Below are 16887 nucleotides of genomic sequence, written 5' to 3'. Positions count from 1 at the left end.
TAATTTCCTTATTAGGTAGTGCGTAGTGCTACAGTGTCAAAATCAGTGAAAGTAAAGCCAAGGGTTGCTAATTGCGCTTGAGCCAGAGATTTATCCAGGCTTCCAAATTCAACGCCAACCAGGGCTAAAATAGTATGTTCTGGAGAAGCTACAATAAACGCCTTATCACCAGCGCGTGCAGGTTCTACGACAACATACGCAATGTCACCAGGGGTGGCAGCTTTTGCACCTGTTGCGGTTACGAGATCGCCAACAATGAGATCGGCAGGAATACCGGATTCCACACGGATCAGCTTGTCCTGCATAATTGCATCAGATGCGTAAGCCACCACTTTATAACGGGCGTGGCTGTTATCCCCGTTTAATGTTTGAAATGTTCCAAATTGCATTGGTTATTTTCCTTTTGCTATTGCTATTATTTTTAATCGTTTCTCAAGCCCTGATAATGGGTGAGGGGTATTTGATTTTGTGATCGTGGCGGTAGGCCAGAATTTTTCTGTAGCCGCTCGAATCTCTTCTACACTTACTCCGAATACATCAGCAGCTTGTTTAATCATCTTTTCAGTGAGGACAAGTGAAGAGGATTTGTGAGTGATCACACGGTCATAGTTCATTAGAAAAATTGCTTTGTTTCCTTAACAAATTTGTTACTACAGGGGTGAAATAAACCCCAATTAAGGGGCTTATTGGGAGGCTGGCAATCTTAGGAGGAAATCCAGCCGAGATTATTAAACGTGTTTCCACGCTGGCAATAATAATCTATGGAATCTCATTAGCTATTCAACCTTTCGGGAAGCTCAATAATTAATAAGAGGGGTGCTTACATTACTGTAAGCTACAGGCAAACCATTATTCAAACACTTGATCATGTAGACATGAAACAGTTTCCCATTCATTTAAATAGTGTCGTCTGACAACTACACGTTGTTATAAACAAAGTAATAGCTGTAAAGAGCGGAATTGCTCTTCTATAAAATCACTCGTTGTGAATTATTGCTTTCAAAGGGAAGGTGTTCTCCACCGGATACCCCCTATTTATTGAGAAGAGGCAATAAATAAAGCAGTGGAAAATCCTTGCTAGAAACAAACGAAACGTAGCAATAAAGAACACAACCAAAAATCAAGAGGAATGATTTTAGAGAAGAGGACTATCCCTACAAGGGGAGGAATAGCCATCTATGGGAGAAGTGATTCGAATACTTACCCTATAACTTATTATGACATAAAAAGCACAAATTGTCAAGCTATTTCGTAACACTTATGTTATAGCGCATTCCTCTTTAATACCAGAGGATTTGAATTCTTCAATAATTTCATCCACTTGCTCTTTAACATCCTGAATGCTTGCTACAAGTTCGTTAAGCTCTTCCAGCAATGCCGGATCATCCTGTAGCCCTTCAACCTGCATACAAGCTGTAGAGATGCTCCCTAACTCGCTACAAGCCGTCATCATAAGCGCCACCACCTGCATCAGGCTTTGCGGTGTTCTGTCTCTCTGCATGGTGTTTACAGCTTCCAGGAGTGGGGCGTGATGTTCATAGTGGAATTGGTGCAGGACGTCTGTTAGCCATTCAGGGTGATTATTCTGCATCTTGCATACGCTCCTTAATAGCTTTGATAGCCTGAATCCCTGCCAGGAATGGCGCGGCCTCTGTAGCCAGTACATCAACGATAAGTGAGATCTCTTCTATTTTATTTTCTTTTTCGAGAGAGAGGGCTTGTCCGAATAGGTATTCTACGTATTCAACACGTTCTTTAAAATGTGGGTGTTGTGTGATTTCTTCAATCATAGTTGTCATTCTCCGTTAAAAATAAGCCGTCAAGTTCTCTCAATCCGGCTACGGTGTTATTTATCTGGTTATAAGTGATGTAATGCTCAAGGGATGAGAAGCCCAGGCATTGCCATTTCTTCAAATTTGAATCATCCCAACTATAAACTTTGCGTCTACGTGGTTTGTAATACAATCCGCTCGAACTTTCGAGAAGATCATTTAACGCGGCCCACTCTTCCACAGAGGGCGGTGTTGAATGTACTTCTGTCATTGTTTCAATTAATTCCCCTGAAATTTCTTCCAGAGATTTTACATAAAGACGGGTGTTTTTTTTGATTCTGCTTTTATTCTCTCGCTCAAGGCGGGAGAGCGTATTTCTTTCTTTTCGTCCCATTAATTCCTCGTAGAGGGAAACTTCCGTTTTTTCTCGTTAATGTCCATACTGCGTAAAATGCAAATAACCAATACATAGCGATGATCATAAAAGTTTCCCGTATTGTTTCTTAGTTGGTTGTAGTAATGAAGCTCACCGCTTCGTTTACGGTAATGTCGTAATACTTGCCGTGACGTTCCATAGTTATAACGGCTGCATCGTGCATTAATAACATCCAATACCGCGCCCCACTTTCACTTATACCGACACCATCAGCAATGTGTTTCACGGTGGCTTTTATTGCTCCGCTTTCACGTTTAAGAGATGCAAGGTGATAATAAAGACGTTGGCAGACAGTGTTACATTCTATTTGATGATGTGTGGCTTCGTTCAATAGGTATAGTTTATTCAATGTTACTCCTAAGTTTGTTGTGATCGTTCGTATGCTCCGCGTTTGGTTTTAAGATACTGGATTGAATGTTGATTTATTAACTTCCCCTGACTCTCAAACATTGCCAGATAAGGCAAATCAAAGTCATTAAATCCAGTAAACTGATCTGCATCGTTGTAGCGTTCCAAATACCACCAATCCCGGTTTTCATCTCGTGGCGTTTTAAACTCGAACGGGGAGACGGTTTGCTGTTTGGAGGGTGCTTTCCTTGCCGCTGGTTTCTTCGTGGGCTTTGGCTTGGGTGCTGGCTTCACTTTTTCCGGCGCTGGCGCTTCCTCTTCCGGTGCTTCGTCAAGGTTACACATCGGATCGTCGCTTTGCTCCTCCGGCTGAACGGCTGGCGCGGATTCTTTGGCGTTACCAAACACGGGATGTTTCAGACAATCCACCCAGACAGGCTTTTTTGCCGTCCCGGTGTTACGTTCGAGAAGAAATAATTCTGGAGTGAGATCGACAACTGTCCATTCGTAAGTTTTTCCAAATCTCTTTTTGGTTAGCAGTCCGGCGGCTTCCATTCTGCCAATTGCACTGCTCACTGTACCAACGTCAGAAACACCGATTGCCTCAGCGATACTTTCAATGGTGTCGTAGTGCTTACCAGTTGTATAATACTTATTGTCTGTTGATTGGTCGGTGAATAAATGAAATCTCTTTCGGAGGATCATGTATGATAATTTATCGTTACCGATTAGCTTTACTGACTCGCCTGTTTTGAGATTTGTAATTCGAGTTGCTGATAATAATGCTTCTTCGATTGAGGCGTATTTGTATACTTCCCCGTCGATAAAGTTGTTCTTTGCCATCGTTGTTTGCTCCTATGTATGCTCAGTAAATTACGAATGCTCTTCATTTAGTTTTCTCCGCTTCTCATTCGTGGGGTGGGTGTTAACGCTGGAACGCTGCTATTACGCGCCAGCTTTCGAGTATTTGACCGCCAGACTTTGGCATTCTTCAAGAAGGAGTGCGCTTACGCTCATTTTTCGGCGCTTCGCTTCTTTGAATAAAATCTGAAATGTCGCATCCGGGATCATTAACGATGTGGACGGCGGTAATTTGGTTCTCTTCTCGATCATACTGGTTTCTCCTTTCGGTATTGGTCATAACGGGCGAGAGCATCTGCGAAGATTTTCACTCGGTCTGTATACCCTCTCGATTTTGCTGCTTGCATAGATGCGTAAATAACGTGGCGTTTCACTTCGCCGTTCACCAGATCATTAAACACCTGGTCACTGCTGTAATACTTCAATAATGGCCTCCTTCGGATTTTGGATGCAAAAAGCCCCAGGCAGTTACCCCGCCCAGGGCTGAAAAGTTTCGGAAGGTTTTCTCCCCTTCTTAGTATTAAGAATACCATAGAACGCTAACGTTTGTCAATACCAAAACGGCAATTTCTTTGGATTTTTTTGATCTTTTTCAGGTGGTTATATTTTTGCTTTGCGATTAGTGCTCTTTATATACGAAATAAACAGTGGAAGTCAATCTATTTTTGTGGTAGAACTTGCCACCAGAGAAGACAGCCACCAACAAAACAGCATGTAACGCTCTCTACGGCGTTCTGACGCTTTCAGGCTACCAATCACCACCCACCCTATAAAAATCGCTCTACGGGCTTCCTGTGCGTACTGGTGACGTATGGCGCACCTCTGGCACTTACTCCCGAAATCAATAGCACAACTACAAAGGGATAACGGTAGTTATCAGGATAGTAGGTGTTGGTATTGGATTAAGGCTGGATGAACTGGAGCCATCAGCGAACAGTGAAGCCTTAGCCACTGACTTACTGAAACCTTGCATGGGTGAACGTTAGTTCATGAATAGATGGTTAAAGTTAGTCAGCTTATCAGATGGTCAATCAACGGTAGTTGGTTGGTCAGATGGTAATTCCGCGCACAGCGCAATGGTATTCGCCCGCGGCGAAAGCGATCTCTTGCCGATGGCAAATAATCGTTCGTGCCTGACTCTCGTCAGAAACGAAGTTTGCACGAGTCCAGAAGATACAGAGTAACGCTTTGCTGCGTCGTGAGCGGCTGACCGAGGAGCCACCCAAAGGCGAAACAGGTCACTTGCCAGGCGATACACGCCAGCAAATGATCTTTGCGACAAGCGCAAAACACAGATCTTTTAGAAATCTCTTTCTTTAGAATCGATTTCTAAAATCTCTTTCTATTGGGCGGGTTTTTCCCTGGTATCAGTGCCGAATACTTGGGTTTTTCCCGTGTATCCATTCTGAACAGTCGGGTTTTTCCCGAGTATCCTTCATCCTGCTAATTTCGATAGACGGGTTTTTCCCCGTGTATTACGAGAGTACCAAAACGTTACTTTCAGCCCTTCCCCCAACGGTAGACCGTCGCCCTGCTCACTACGAATCGCACATACAACAACACCTAAGATTAATCTTAGATTAACCAAAGGTTATCCCTATCAAACTGGAGCGTAATCCGCTGGTAATTCGCAGGTAAAGAAGGCCATTAATACGGGGGAAAGTTGCCATAGCCATCAAGATAGTAACAAATGAAACTATCAGTCATGTTACATAAAACCTTACGCCGTGCGGCTCACAGCGATCATTGTCCACAATGAACACTTTCATGGTAGGTGCAATTTGCTTAACGACTTTCTCTAAAAATGAAGCATCGGTTTATTTTTATGCCAAAACCGCCATTGTTGAGAACAATTCTCATCGACTCAAATCCCATCGTCACAAATGAGAAAACCTCTCATTTACCGTGCAGATCTCACCCGATTCGATACACTTTCGTAAAGTGTATTCTGTAAATTATTGATTTAGCTCATTCAGTATGCTTTTCCATCGTTTCACCGTGCAAACAGGGGTAACACCCCGCCATCAAAAATAAATCACTTGACAAAGCAACTGTTTCATGAACCATGTAATTCAATGTGTTTTCATTTATTTTTCAACCACTTACTGATATTTGCCATTTTCCACGACTGGAATTGGGGAAGTGCATCGGGCGGTGTTCGATAGGTCAGGCAACCGCGCACACATTTTGATCATTTTGTGCTCTTCTTAAATTTACGTATCGTACAACTTATTGAAAATGATCAATTTCTGATCAATGATGATTTCAACGAAACGAACATGAGGAGGGGTAAAGATGAAAGGTATTAGCCAGGCGCTAAAGAGTGCAGACGAAGTTAAAGCAGTGGCGGCAGAGCTACAGCGCAACGCCAGAAGCAACCTGTTCTATTGCTTGTGGGTGTTTATGTATGAGAGCGGGTTACGTATCTCTGACGTGCTCAAGCTCAAGTATGAGGATGTAGAAGGGCAATCTCACCTCAAGGTGAAGCAGGAGAAAACCGGAAACGTGGTAAGGCCGAAGGTGACAGCCGCGATGCTGTCAGTGGTGGCACAACGCAAGGCAGAACAAGCCGCTATGCCTGTAAAGACAGCTTTTATCTTTAGCAAGGGCGATCTCCGTAGCAAAGGCCACGCCGTCACCCGTAACACCGTTTTTACTGAATTTGGGAAGATGGGCCGTAGAGCAGGATTCTCTAATGTGGGATGCCATACACCACGTAAAAGCCGGGGCCGTGTGATGTTCGATGCAGGGGTAGCTATAGAGACAATCGCCCATTTCCTGGGACAGACAGATCCACGCTCAACCATGTATTACATCGGGTATGGTCAGGACGTGCAGGACGATTTAACAGAGGAGTTTTCTTTAGAATGGTGATCAACATGAAAGGCTTGATTGTGCTGACGCTGGCGCTACTGCCAGCCCTGGCAACCGCCGGACAGATAACAATGGTCAACCCACAGGAGGAACAGACGGAGAGCGGAAAAACGCTATGCACGTATCATAACAGCATTTATCTGTTCACCTACGTAATTAAGGGGAAATGTCCGTATGCGAAAACCTTCAATACAGAGGATTCAGAAGAGTGAAAAAAGAGGAAGAGCCGATCACCAGCTTTATCTGGAACGGTGCCACCGTGCGCGTTACAAATCCATGACATCGGCATTTTCCTTGCAGGATTAAGTATGTGTTACATTAATCACATTCAATTGATAATTTAAGTAAATGGAATTAGAACGGCATTTCTATTCACAAGGAGAGGATGTTTTGGTTCACCTGTTACATTGATTTTAAAACATTTCGTATCAGAAGGCAGAAGAGCACGCACGGTATCAGAGCGATTTAAATGCCGTCCGTCATCGCCCCATGCAGCAACCACCAATCCAGCATTAGCTACCGTTTCAACTATGTAGCGATCATTATCTGAACCAACAGGATTAGCCATTCTCATCATTTCGAAGCGATTAGTGTGTACGTATGCAAACAGATTGACAATACGCACCCCACCCCATCCCCAGCTTTTCGCAAACGAGATGCAACGGCCCATGGTACGATCGTCTTTTTCAGCATCAGCATAGGAAGGGTTCAGACCTATAAAGACTACATAGGGTTTTGTTTCATCCCAAGTCCTGGTTATTGAATAGCAATACTGCTTACAATCTGAGAACACCGCACTTTTTAACATTTCCATTTGAAAACCTTTTTTAGTTGTGTTCGTACCAACAGGTTTATCAACTTGTTAAGCGCCAGGCAATAGAAGTCTTTTAGCGCCGTGATGGGACACCATAAAAGCGCCATAGGCGCATCATCAGGGGTGTTTGTCAGTTAACCGTTCTCTTATCGAGTACCGTTCGTTTATGGCACGGTGAACACCACGAGAGAGCCAGCCCCTTTCCCGGACTGGTTAGGATTCCCATCATTTGCTCGTTTATCCGTGGCGTGTCATCACGACAGGCTGTAACGGGACACCGCGCTAAGTGTGGAACGGTTAAAAGTTAATGAGAAGTGCGATCCGTCGCTGCCTGGTGTAGGCTTTGCGTTCATTGTTGGACTATCGCGGTAAGAACTTGAAACCACCGCCGACGATTGGCTACACTCTCATTTCACCGAGTAACCATTCGTGACAAGTGTCAAAGTAGTGAACTATGGTAGAACGCATAAGCATGTTAGTAAGCACTACTGCGTAACATGCTGAAAGAACCGGAGATTTTCGAACGGTTCCACTTGGGGAGATTCTGGAGCGGGCGAAGGGAATCGAACCCTCGTATAGAGCTTGGGAAGCTCTCGTTCTACCATTGAACTACGCCCGCATTGAAGTGCGTAAGGGATTATAAACCTTACGCTCTTCTTGGCAAGGGACTAACCGACTGACTGGCGATTAATTCACCGTCAGCATTTTGGCTTACTCCCCTGCGGCGGTAAATAACGCAGCGGATCGATAGCCGTTGCCCGGTAGCGGATTTGGAAATGCAGGCGCACCGTCGTCGCATCCGAGCTGCCCATCGTCGCTATCTTCTGCCCGGCCTTCACGTTTTGACCGTTGTTCACCAGCATGGTGTCATTATGCGCATACGCAGTGATGTAGTCCTCACTGTGCTTAATCATGATGAGATTACCGTAGCCCCGCAGCTGATTACCGACATAAACCACCTTTCCTGCTCCGGCCGCATAAATCGGCGTACCGCGCGCAGCCGAGATATCAATGCCCTTATTGCCACCGTCCGCCGTAGAATAAGGCAGGATCACCTTACCGCTGGCAGGCCACTGCCAGCAACGTTGCCCTACTGGTGGCCAGGACGACTGCGGCACAGAAGAAGATGGTCTGACCGCCGCCGTTTTGGTTGAGGATTTCTTGGTTGTTTTGCCAGATCCAGAACTGGTTTTCGCGCCGCCGCTGACCTTCAGCTTTTGCCCCACTTCAATGGTATAGGGGGGTGAAATGTTATTCAGGCGAGCGATCTCTTTCACGCTGGTACCGGTGGCGCGCGAAATACGGTATAGCGTATCTCCCCGCTTCACGGTATACACGGAGCCGGAATAACTTCCTGTATCAGACGACTTGCTCCCGGAACAGCCCACTAACAGCAGACCGACACACAGCAGCATCACGATACCCAGGCCATTTTTCTTCAGGCGTCCTGCACTCAAAACAATACCTCGCAACATTTTCAGACGCTTTATCATAGCAGCCAGAAACCGGATGCCAAATCATATCGCGCAACGAACCGGCAGCTCTGGCATTTCACACCCTCTGTTAATCACTCTGACTTAATTAAGCATATAATGTGAGTGCTTAAGATTGATGGTGGACGCTATGCGACAGGAACATGTCATTTTATTGAATGAGCAGGACCAACCCTGCGGAACGCTGGAAAAGTATGCGGCGCATACCGCCACAACCCCCCTGCACTCCGCTTTCTCGTGCTGGATATTTAACGAGCAGGGCCAACTGCTGGTCACCCGCCGCTCGCTGCACAAAAAAGCCTGGCCAGGTGTCTGGACTAACTCTGTCTGCGGTCACCCGCAGTTGGGTGAAACCAACGAAGTCGCTATTGTCCGCCGGGCTCGCTTCGAACTGGGTGCAGATATCAACTTGCTCACCCCCGTATACGCTGATTTTCGTTATCGCGCCACGGACCCGAGTGGAATAGTTGAAAACGAAGTATGTCCGGTTTATGCCGCACATATCGTCAGTGAGCTACAGCTAAACCCAGATGAAGTGATGGATTGCCAGTGGAGCAATTTTGAGGATGTCTTAAGCGGGATTGACGCGACGCCGTGGGCTTTCAGCCCGTGGATGGTAATGCAGGTTGCAAACAAAGAAGCGCGTGCGCTGTTGCAGAATTACTGCCAACAAATTATTGCCTGATGGCGCTACGTTTATCTGGCCTACATAACGAATCGTAGGCCGGATAAGGCGTCAGCCGCCATCCGGCATTTCACATCTTACTTAACCGGGCGCATCGCCGGGAACAGGATCACGTCACGGATGGTGTGGCTGTTGGTGAACAGCATAACCATACGATCGATACCGATGCCCAGACCCGCAGTCGGCGGCAGACCGTGTTCCAGAGCGGTAACGTAGTCTTCGTCGTAGAACATCGCTTCGTCATCACCCGCATCTTTGGCGTTAACCTGATCCTGGAAACGCTGCGCCTGATCTTCGGCATCGTTCAGCTCGCTGAAGCCGTTACCGATCTCACGTCCGCCGATGAAGAATTCGAAGCGATCGGTGATTTCCGGGTTTTCGTCATTACGACGCGCCAGCGGAGAAACTTCTGCCGGATACTCGGTAATGAAGGTTGGTTGAATCAGGTGCGCTTCTGCAACTTCTTCAAAGATCTCGGTCACAATACGGCCCAGACCCCAGCTCTTCTCAACTTTGATGCCGATAGATTCAGCAATCGCTTTTGCAGAATCGAAGTTATCCAGATCGGCCATGTTGGTTTCCGGACGGTATTTCTGAATCGCTTCGCGCATGGTCAGTTTTTCAAACGGCTTACCGAAGTCGAAGACTTCTTCACCGTAAGGCACTTCAGTCGTTCCCAGAACGTTCTGCGCCAACGTACGGAACAGAGATTCAGTCAGTTCGATGAGATCTTTGTAGTCCGCATAAGCCATGTAGAGTTCCATCATGGTGAACTCTGGGTTATGGCGAACAGAGATGCCTTCGTTACGGAAGTTACGGTTAATTTCGAATACGCGTTCGAAGCCGCCAACCACCAGACGCTTGAGGTAAAGTTCCGGCGCGATACGCAGGTACATGTCCAGATCCAGCGCGTTATGATGGGTGATAAACGGACGCGCTGCCGCACCGCCTGGGATCACCTGCATCATCGGGGTTTCGACTTCCATAAAGCCGCGAGCAACCATGAACTGACGGATGCCAGCCATAATCTGTGAACGCACTTTAAAGGTATTGCGGGATTCATCGTTAGAGATGAGATCCAGGTAACGTTGACGATAGCGTGCTTCCTGATCCTGCAGACCGTGGAATTTGTCCGGCAGCGGGCGCAGCGCTTTGGTCAGCAGACGCAGTTCGGTGCAGTGGATAGACAGCTCACCGGTCTTGGTCTTGAACAACTTACCTTTCGCGCCGAGGATATCGCCCAGATCCCATTTTTTGAACTGCTCGTTGTAGACGCCTTCCGGCAGGTCATCGCGAGCAACGTACAGCTGAATACGGCCGCCAACGTCCTGCAGCGTAACGAATGATGCTTTACCCATAATACGACGGGTCATCATACGGCCAGCAACGGATACCTCAATGTTCAGCGCTTCCAGCTCTTCGTTTTCTTTCGCGTCGAAGTCAGCATGCAGTTGGTCTGAGGTATGATCGCGACGGAAATCGTTCGGGAACGGGATCCCCTGCTCACGCAGGCTCGCCAGCTTCTCACGGCGCGTTTTCAGTTCATTGTTAAGGTCGGCTACCGCGTCAGCGCCCTGTACGTGTTGTTCAGACATGTTGGTTCCTCATAACCCTGCTTTCAAACTTGCTTCGATAAATTGATCCAGGCTGCCATCCAGCACCGCCTGCGTGTTACGGGTTTCAACCCCGGTACGCAGATCTTTGATGCGGGAGTCATCAAGGACATAAGAACGAATCTGGCTACCCCAGCCGATATCTGACTTGGTGTCTTCCATCGCCTGTTTCTCGGCATTCTTCTTCTGCATTTCCAGTTCATAAAGCTTCGCTTTCATCTGCTTCATGGCCTGGTCTTTGTTCTTGTGCTGGGAACGGTCGTTCTGACACTGCGTCACAATCCCGGTCGGGATGTGGGTAATACGCACCGCAGATTCCGTACGGTTAACGTGCTGACCGCCTGCACCGGAGGCACGGTAAACGTCGATACGCAGGTCCGCCGGGTTGATATCGATATCAATATCATCGTCAACTTCCGGATAAACAAACGCCGAACTGAACGACGTATGGCGACGTCCGCCGGAGTCGAACGGACTCTTACGTACCAGGCGGTGTACGCCGGTTTCAGTACGCAGCCAACCGTACGCATATTCACCAGCAATTCTGATGGTCACGGATTTAATACCCGCTACTTCACCTTCAGACTCTTCAATGATTTCAGTCTTAAAGCCACGCGCTTCAGCCCAACGCAGATACATGCGCATCAGCATGCTTGCCCAGTCCTGCGCTTCCGTACCGCCAGAACCTGCCTGAATATCGAGATAGCAATCCGCGCTGTCATATTCACCGGAGAACATACGACGAAATTCCAGCTGGGCCAGCTTATCTTCCAGCGTATCGAGTTCTGCTACGGCTTCGTTAAAGGTTTCTTCGTCGTCGGCTTCTACAGCCAGTTCCAGCAGGCCGGAGACATCTTCCAGGCCCTGGCTCATCTGATCGAGCGTATCAACGATGGCCTCAAGGGAGGAACGCTCTTTGCCCAGCGCCTGAGCGCGTTCGGGTTCGTTCCACACGTCCGGCTGTTCCAGCTCGGCGTTTACTTCTTCCAGACGCTCTTTCTTGGCATCATAGTCAAAGATACCCCCTAAGAACGTCAGAGCGCTCCGTGAGGTCCTGAATGCGGTTATTTACCGGATTAATTTCAAACATTGTCTGATTTCTTTTATTGGACTAGTCAAAATGCGGTGATAAGAGCGGGATTGTAACTAATCCACGCCCTTTTTTATAGCGATTAGTGACGCTAAAGTGGCCAGATATTGTCGATTATAATCTGCAAGCTGCGGTTGCCGCGAAACTCGTTAATATCCAGTTTGTAGGCAAGCTGAACTTCGCGCACGCCGTTGTCCGGCCAGCAGGTGGTATCGACATTAAACGCAATACCGTCCAGCAGCGGACCACCGCCCACGGGCTCGACCATCACCTTCAGATGACGCTCACCGACCAGACGCTGCTGGAGCAAACGGAAATGCCCGTCAAACAGCGGTTCCGGGAACATTTGCCCCCACGGTCCGGCATCGCGCAGCATTTGTGCGATATCCATGGTCATCTCCGCCGCGCTCAGTGGGCCATCCGACACCACTTCACCTTGCAGTAAGGCAGGATCCAGCCACTCGGTTACCAGCTCGCCAAAACGCTGCTGGAAACGCTCAAACTGCGCCTCTTCAAGCGATAAACCCGCCGCCATGGCGTGACCGCCAAACTTGAGGATCATGCCCGGATAAAGGGTGTCCAGGCGCTCCAGCGCATCGCGCATGTGCAGCCCCTGAATCGAACGCCCGGATCCTTTGAGAGTACCGTCACCTGCCGGGGCAAACGCTATTACTGGGCGATGGAATCGCTCTTTAATACGCGATGCCAGAATCCCCACAACGCCCTGATGCCACTCGGGATGATACATTGCCAGGCCGCCCGGTAGCGTATCGCTACTGCGTTCCAGCTTTTCACACAAAGTCAGTGCTTCGGCCTGCATACCCTGCTCGATCTCTTTGCGCGTCTGGTTGAGCGCATCAAGCTCATTGGCCAGCACACGCGCTTCGCCAATGTTGTCGCACAGCAACAGCGCCACACCAACGGACATATCGTCCAGACGGCCCGCCGCATTCAGCCGTGGCCCGAGGGCAAAACCTAAATCACTGGCTGCCAGCTTTAGGGGGTCGCGATTGGAAATCTCCAGCAGCGCTTTAATACCAGGGCGACACTTTCCGGCGCGGATACGGCTTAAGCCTTGCCACGTCAGAATACGGTTATTGGCATCCAGCGGGACCACGTCCGCCACCGTGCCAAGTGCAACCAGATCGAGCAAATCCGCCAGGTTCGGCGGTGCAATGCCGCGTTCATCAAACCAGCCTTTGTCACGCAAAAACGTGCGCAGCGCCAGCATCAAGTAGAAGGCCACACCAACGCCAGCCAGCGATTTCGACGGGAATTCACAGTCGGGCAGGTTAGGGTTGATGATAGCCTCTGCGCCCGGCAGCGTATCCCCTGGCAGGTGGTGATCGGTCACAACGACCGGGATCCCCAACGTTCTGGCATGTTCGACACCCGCGTGAGACGAGATGCCGTTGTCTACGGTGACAATCAGCTGAGCGCCCCGGGCATGGGCCTGATCAACGACTTCCGGGCTTAAACCATAACCGTCTTCAAAACGATTTGGCACCAGGTAGTCAACGTTACTGCAGCCCAACGCGCGCATCGCCAGGATGCTTAGCGCCGTGCTGGTCGCACCATCAGCATCAAAATCGCCGACAACGATGATTCGGGTTCCTTCGCGAAAGGCGTTGTAGAGGATCTCAACCGCTTTTTCGACGCCGTTCAAATGTTGCCACGGCAGCATGCCTTTCACGCTACGCTCAAGCTCCTGCGCGCTACGTACACCACGGCTGGCGTATAAACGGCGCAGCAGTGGCGGCAAGTCGGCAGGTAGCTCGGCGGTCTCGTCGGCCTCACGCCGACGAAGTTGTATCTGTTGTTTCACGCGAATTATTTACCGCTGGTTTGTTTTGCATGTGCGTCGAGGAATTCTTTCATCTCTTTCGGGCCCTGATAACCAGGTACGACATAGCCATTGCTCAGCACAATCGCCGGTGTACCGCTGACGCCAAACTGTACGCCCAGCGCATAGTGGTTAGCGATATCCACATCACAGGTCGCCGCTTTTACACCCTTGCCAGTCATCGCGTCGTCAAAGGCTTTGTTTTTGTCCTTAGCACACCAGATAGACTTCATGTCCTGCTCAGCCTGGCTGTCCAGCCCCTGACGTGGGAAGGCCAGATAACGTACGGTGATCCCCAACGCATTGTAATCTTTCATCTCTTCATGCAGCTTGTGGCAGTAACCACAAGTGATGTCGGTGAAAACAGTAATGACGTGTTTTTCCTGCGGCGCTTTGTAGATGATCATCTCTTTTTCCAGCGCGTTCAGATGCTTCATCAGCAGTTGGTTGGTGACGTTCACCGGACTTGCGCCGCTCACGTCATACATCGGTCCCTGAATAATATGTTTACCGTCTTCAGTTACGTACAGCACGCCGCTATTGGTCAGTACGGTTTTCATGCCCGCAACCGGAGCAGGTTGAATCTCGGTGCTCTGCACACCCAGCTTTGCTAATGACTGGCGAATTGCCGCGTCGTCTGCATGTACCATGCCGGAAAACGCCGTCGCCAGCAGGGTGAACATCATAAAACGTTTTTTCATAGCCTATCCTATCCTGTCAGCACTCACGCTCGCGGGTGATGCTGTTGATGTAGTTGCCGCAAGCGCTCCGTTGCGACATGAGTATAAATTTGCGTTGTCGAGAGATCGCTATGCCCCAGTAGCATCTGCACCACGCGCAGATCTGCGCCATGGTTGAGCAGATGCGTGGCAAATGCGTGCCGCAGGACGTGCGGTGACAGCTTTTCGCTGTCGATTCCCGCCAACACAGCATAGTGTTTGATACGATGCCAGAAGGTCTGACGGGTCATCTGTTGCGCCCGCTGACTAGGAAACAGCACATCAATCGATACGCCGTTGAGCAACCATGGACGCCCATGCTCCAGGTATGTTTCCAGCCAGTACACTGCCTCCTCACCCAACGGGACAAGGCGCTCTTTGTTACCTTTACCGATCACCCGTACCACGCCCTGACGCAGGCTGACGTCACTCATCGTCAGTCCTACCAGTTCAGACACGCGCAGGCCCGTTGCATACAACACTTCCAGCATGGCCTTGTCGCGTAGCTCCAGCGGTTGATCGATAAGCGGCGCCTGCAGCAGTCGTTCTACCTGCGCTTCGCTGAGATCTTTGGGCAGACGCTGCGGAAGTTTAGGTGATGCAAGCGAGGCGCTGGGGTCATCTTCGCGATATTTTTCGCGGTACAGATGCTGAAAAAAACGTCGCGTCGCACTGAGCAAACGTGCAGAACTGGTGGCTTTATACCCTCCATCCATCCGCTCAGCCAGCAAGGCTTGCAGATCATCACTTTGCGCGGTCGCAAGCGAAGCGCCGCGGTGATGTAACCATTCCACAAGCATGGTCAGATCGCGACGATACGCACTTAATGTGTTTTCCGCCAGATTTCGTTCCAGCCACAGGGCATCAAGAAACTGCTCGATGCGCGCCAGATCCTGTTCCACTCGCGCCCCTTATTCCACTCTCATTTTTGATGCATTATGCCTCATTGTGCCGGGATTGCGGCGATTCTGTTACACTACCCGCAACGCTACAGCAGAATTGAGATGTTTACGTCATGAACATGGGTCTTTTTTACGGTTCCAGCACCTGCTACACCGAAATGGCAGCAGAAAAAATCCGCGATATCCTGGGTCCCGAACTGGTGACACTGCACAACCTCAAAGACGATTCCCCGACCCTAATGGAGCAGTATGACGTGCTCATTTTGGGCATCCCAACCTGGGATTTCGGTGAAATTCAGGAGGACTGGGAAGCGGTCTGGGAGCAACTGGACGACCTCAACCTGGAAGGAAAGATTGTCGCGCTTTACGGTATGGGCGATCAGTTGGGATACGGTGAATGGTTCCTGGATGCGCTGGGTATGTTGCACGATAAACTGATCACCAAAGGTGTAAAGTTTGTCGGCTACTGGCCCACCGAAGGCTACGAATTCACCAGCGATAAACCCGTCATTGCCGATGGACAGCTGTTTGTTGGTTTGGCGCTGGATGAAACGAACCAGTACGATCTCAGCGATGAACGCATTCAGGCCTGGTGCGAGCAAATTCTTGGCGAAATGGCCGAACACTGGTCCTGAATTTCTGCCGACTGACGGCTAAGGTCGCAACCTTACCGTCAGTGCTACTTCTGCTTCGCCTTTTGCAGCATCAACCGCCGTAAATCCCGCCACTCTGCATCATCCATACTGTCTGCCGCCAGCCACAAATGTTGACGTTTTCCGGCATCAGAGCGCAAACGCAGCATCATGCCTGTTTTAACCATCCAGGGGGCGCTAACGATAGACCACTCTTGCCCTTGCCAGCGCAGACGGCCATCCATCAACAGCCGAATCTCACCCTGACAGGCGTTGATTCGACGCTGACTGCGAACGCTATCGAATACCACCAGAGAGAGCAAAACCAGCCATAATGGGGTGTAGCTCAATGGCCAGGGCATCAATAAAATAAACACCGCGACCAGCCCATGAATTAGCAGTGAAAGCCACTGCGCGCGCCATGATACGCGTAAATCAGATTGCCACTGGACCACGTTCCCGATTCCGTGTCTGGATAAGTCGCACCATCTGCTCCAGCTCAGCATCAGCTGGTTTCCCATGATTCATCAACCAGTTAAATAAATCTGGATCATCACATTCTAGCAGACGGATAAAGATACGCTTTTCTTCGTCACTTAAGCTGTCATATTCATGTTCGAAAAACGGCATGATCGAGATGTCCAGCTCACGCATACCGCGGCGGCATGCCCAATGAATACGTGCTTTGTTGTTAATATCCATGTTCTTCTCCCTGTCTCGCGAAAACGAAGTATCCCGCTATTGTAACGTGTTTTTCCCGCTCTTTTACGGGAATATCAGTAAACTGAAGCTCGCTCGCTAAATA

Annotated in this window: 21 protein-coding genes and 1 tRNA gene; 4 read left to right on the top strand and 18 right to left on the bottom strand. The window is 49.2% G+C overall.

Annotated elements, in window-relative coordinates:
- Window positions 1-11 precede the first annotated feature (11 nt).
- The 8 genes from OGV71_RS23860 to OGV71_RS23825 form a co-directional block, all read right to left on the bottom strand.
- Window positions 12-389, bottom strand: coding sequence for a hypothetical protein (locus tag OGV71_RS23860; protein ID WP_003026868.1), 378 nt, complete (start codon window positions 387-389; stop codon window positions 12-14).
- Window positions 390-392: 3 nt separating this feature from the next.
- A complete protein-coding gene (locus tag OGV71_RS23855; protein ID WP_003026872.1) occupies window positions 393-614 on the bottom strand; it encodes a hypothetical protein in 222 nt (73 codons plus the stop codon).
- Window positions 615-1258: 644 nt separating this feature from the next.
- Window positions 1259-1591 carry a hypothetical protein gene (locus tag OGV71_RS23850; RefSeq protein ID WP_003026876.1) on the bottom strand — a complete coding sequence of 111 codons (333 nt, stop codon included), beginning with the start codon at window positions 1589-1591 and terminating at the stop codon, window positions 1259-1261.
- Window positions 1581-1790 (bottom strand): hypothetical protein, encoded by a 210-nt coding sequence (locus OGV71_RS23845; RefSeq protein ID WP_003026879.1) that lies wholly within the window; start codon window positions 1788-1790, stop codon window positions 1581-1583. The genes OGV71_RS23850 and OGV71_RS23845 overlap by 11 nt, the downstream gene beginning before the upstream one ends.
- Window positions 1783-2166 carry a hypothetical protein gene (locus OGV71_RS23840; protein WP_003026883.1) on the bottom strand — a complete coding sequence of 128 codons (384 nt, stop codon included), beginning with the start codon at window positions 2164-2166 and terminating at the stop codon, window positions 1783-1785. The genes OGV71_RS23845 and OGV71_RS23840 overlap by 8 nt, the downstream gene beginning before the upstream one ends.
- 109 nt (window positions 2167-2275) lie before the next feature.
- On the bottom strand, window positions 2276-2557 hold the full coding sequence (locus OGV71_RS23835) for a hypothetical protein (RefSeq protein ID WP_008321362.1): 282 nt from the start codon (window positions 2555-2557) through the stop codon (window positions 2276-2278).
- Window positions 2558-2565: 8 nt separating this feature from the next.
- Complete coding sequence (locus OGV71_RS23830; protein WP_003026886.1) at window positions 2566-3399, bottom strand: winged helix-turn-helix domain-containing protein; 834 nt, start codon at window positions 3397-3399, stop codon at window positions 2566-2568.
- A 102-nt stretch (window positions 3400-3501) separates the two neighbouring features.
- Complete coding sequence (locus OGV71_RS23825; protein WP_008321359.1) at window positions 3502-3669, bottom strand: hypothetical protein; 168 nt, start codon at window positions 3667-3669, stop codon at window positions 3502-3504.
- A 2043-nt stretch (window positions 3670-5712) separates the two neighbouring features.
- Between OGV71_RS23825 and OGV71_RS23820 the strand changes: the two genes are divergently transcribed.
- Window positions 5713-6291, top strand: a complete 579-nt coding sequence (locus OGV71_RS23820) for a tyrosine-type recombinase/integrase (protein WP_003026893.1) — start codon at window positions 5713-5715, stop codon at window positions 6289-6291.
- On the top strand, window positions 6285-6503 hold the full coding sequence (locus OGV71_RS23815) for a hypothetical protein (RefSeq protein ID WP_003026895.1): 219 nt from the start codon (window positions 6285-6287) through the stop codon (window positions 6501-6503). The genes OGV71_RS23820 and OGV71_RS23815 overlap by 7 nt, the downstream gene beginning before the upstream one ends.
- A gap of 128 nt (window positions 6504-6631) precedes the next feature.
- Here OGV71_RS23815 and OGV71_RS23810 read toward each other — a convergent pair whose 3' ends face one another.
- The 3 genes from OGV71_RS23810 to actS form a co-directional block, all read right to left on the bottom strand.
- Entirely contained in the window at window positions 6632-7099 is a 468-nt protein-coding gene (locus tag OGV71_RS23810) for a DUF1643 domain-containing protein (RefSeq protein WP_032932915.1), read from the bottom strand.
- Window positions 7100-7650: 551 nt separating this feature from the next.
- A tRNA-Gly gene (locus OGV71_RS23805) sits at window positions 7651-7724 on the bottom strand.
- Between the two features lie 79 nt (window positions 7725-7803).
- Window positions 7804-8562, bottom strand: a complete 759-nt coding sequence (gene actS / locus OGV71_RS23800) for an amidase activator ActS (RefSeq protein WP_054528925.1) — start codon at window positions 8560-8562, stop codon at window positions 7804-7806.
- 166 nt (window positions 8563-8728) lie between these two features.
- Between actS and idi the strand changes: the two genes are divergently transcribed.
- A complete protein-coding gene (gene idi / locus OGV71_RS23795) occupies window positions 8729-9283 on the top strand; it encodes an isopentenyl-diphosphate Delta-isomerase (protein ID WP_003026905.1) in 555 nt (184 codons plus the stop codon).
- 77 nt (window positions 9284-9360) lie between these two features.
- Here idi and lysS read toward each other — a convergent pair whose 3' ends face one another.
- From lysS to xerD, 5 genes are all read right to left on the bottom strand, one after another.
- Complete coding sequence (gene lysS / locus OGV71_RS23790) at window positions 9361-10878, bottom strand: lysine--tRNA ligase (protein ID WP_003026911.1); 1518 nt, start codon at window positions 10876-10878, stop codon at window positions 9361-9363.
- 9 nt (window positions 10879-10887) lie between these two features.
- Window positions 10888-11986 (bottom strand): peptide chain release factor 2 gene (gene prfB / locus OGV71_RS23785; protein ID WP_096878465.1). Its coding sequence is split into 2 segments (ribosomal slippage): window positions 10888-11910 and window positions 11912-11986, totalling 1098 coding nucleotides; the frame shifts between segments, so codons are not numbered across the junction.
- Window positions 11987-12077: 91 nt separating this feature from the next.
- Entirely contained in the window at window positions 12078-13811 is a 1734-nt protein-coding gene (gene recJ / locus OGV71_RS23780; protein WP_204583294.1) for a single-stranded-DNA-specific exonuclease RecJ, read from the bottom strand.
- 5 nt (window positions 13812-13816) lie between these two features.
- Window positions 13817-14530 carry a bifunctional protein-disulfide isomerase/oxidoreductase DsbC gene (dsbC, locus tag OGV71_RS23775; protein WP_003825520.1) on the bottom strand — a complete coding sequence of 238 codons (714 nt, stop codon included), beginning with the start codon at window positions 14528-14530 and terminating at the stop codon, window positions 13817-13819.
- A 23-nt stretch (window positions 14531-14553) separates the two neighbouring features.
- Entirely contained in the window at window positions 14554-15450 is an 897-nt protein-coding gene (xerD, locus tag OGV71_RS23770) for a site-specific tyrosine recombinase XerD (RefSeq protein WP_003026928.1), read from the bottom strand.
- 113 nt (window positions 15451-15563) lie between these two features.
- Here xerD and fldB point away from each other — a divergent pair, with 113 nt between their 5' ends.
- On the top strand, window positions 15564-16085 hold the full coding sequence (fldB, locus tag OGV71_RS23765; protein WP_003026933.1) for a flavodoxin FldB: 522 nt from the start codon (window positions 15564-15566) through the stop codon (window positions 16083-16085).
- A gap of 44 nt (window positions 16086-16129) precedes the next feature.
- On the opposite strand, the gene OGV71_RS23760 is transcribed toward fldB, so the two are convergent.
- The gene (locus OGV71_RS23760) at window positions 16130-16537 is read right to left on the bottom strand and encodes a protein YgfX (RefSeq protein ID WP_003026936.1); all 408 of its coding nucleotides are present in this window, start codon (window positions 16535-16537) and stop codon (window positions 16130-16132) included.
- Window positions 16518-16784, bottom strand: a complete 267-nt coding sequence (sdhE, locus tag OGV71_RS23755) for an FAD assembly factor SdhE (RefSeq protein ID WP_003026938.1) — start codon at window positions 16782-16784, stop codon at window positions 16518-16520. Before sdhE ends, OGV71_RS23760 begins: the two co-directional genes overlap by 20 nt.
- Window positions 16785-16887 lie beyond the last annotated feature (103 nt).

The sequence above is a fragment of the Citrobacter sp. Cf088 genome, assembly GCF_030334295.1.
In the GTDB taxonomy this organism is placed as follows: domain Bacteria; phylum Pseudomonadota; class Gammaproteobacteria; order Enterobacterales; family Enterobacteriaceae; genus Citrobacter; species Citrobacter freundii.
Note: the sequence above shows the minus strand (reverse complement) of the source record. Positions and strands in the feature narration are given on the sequence as shown.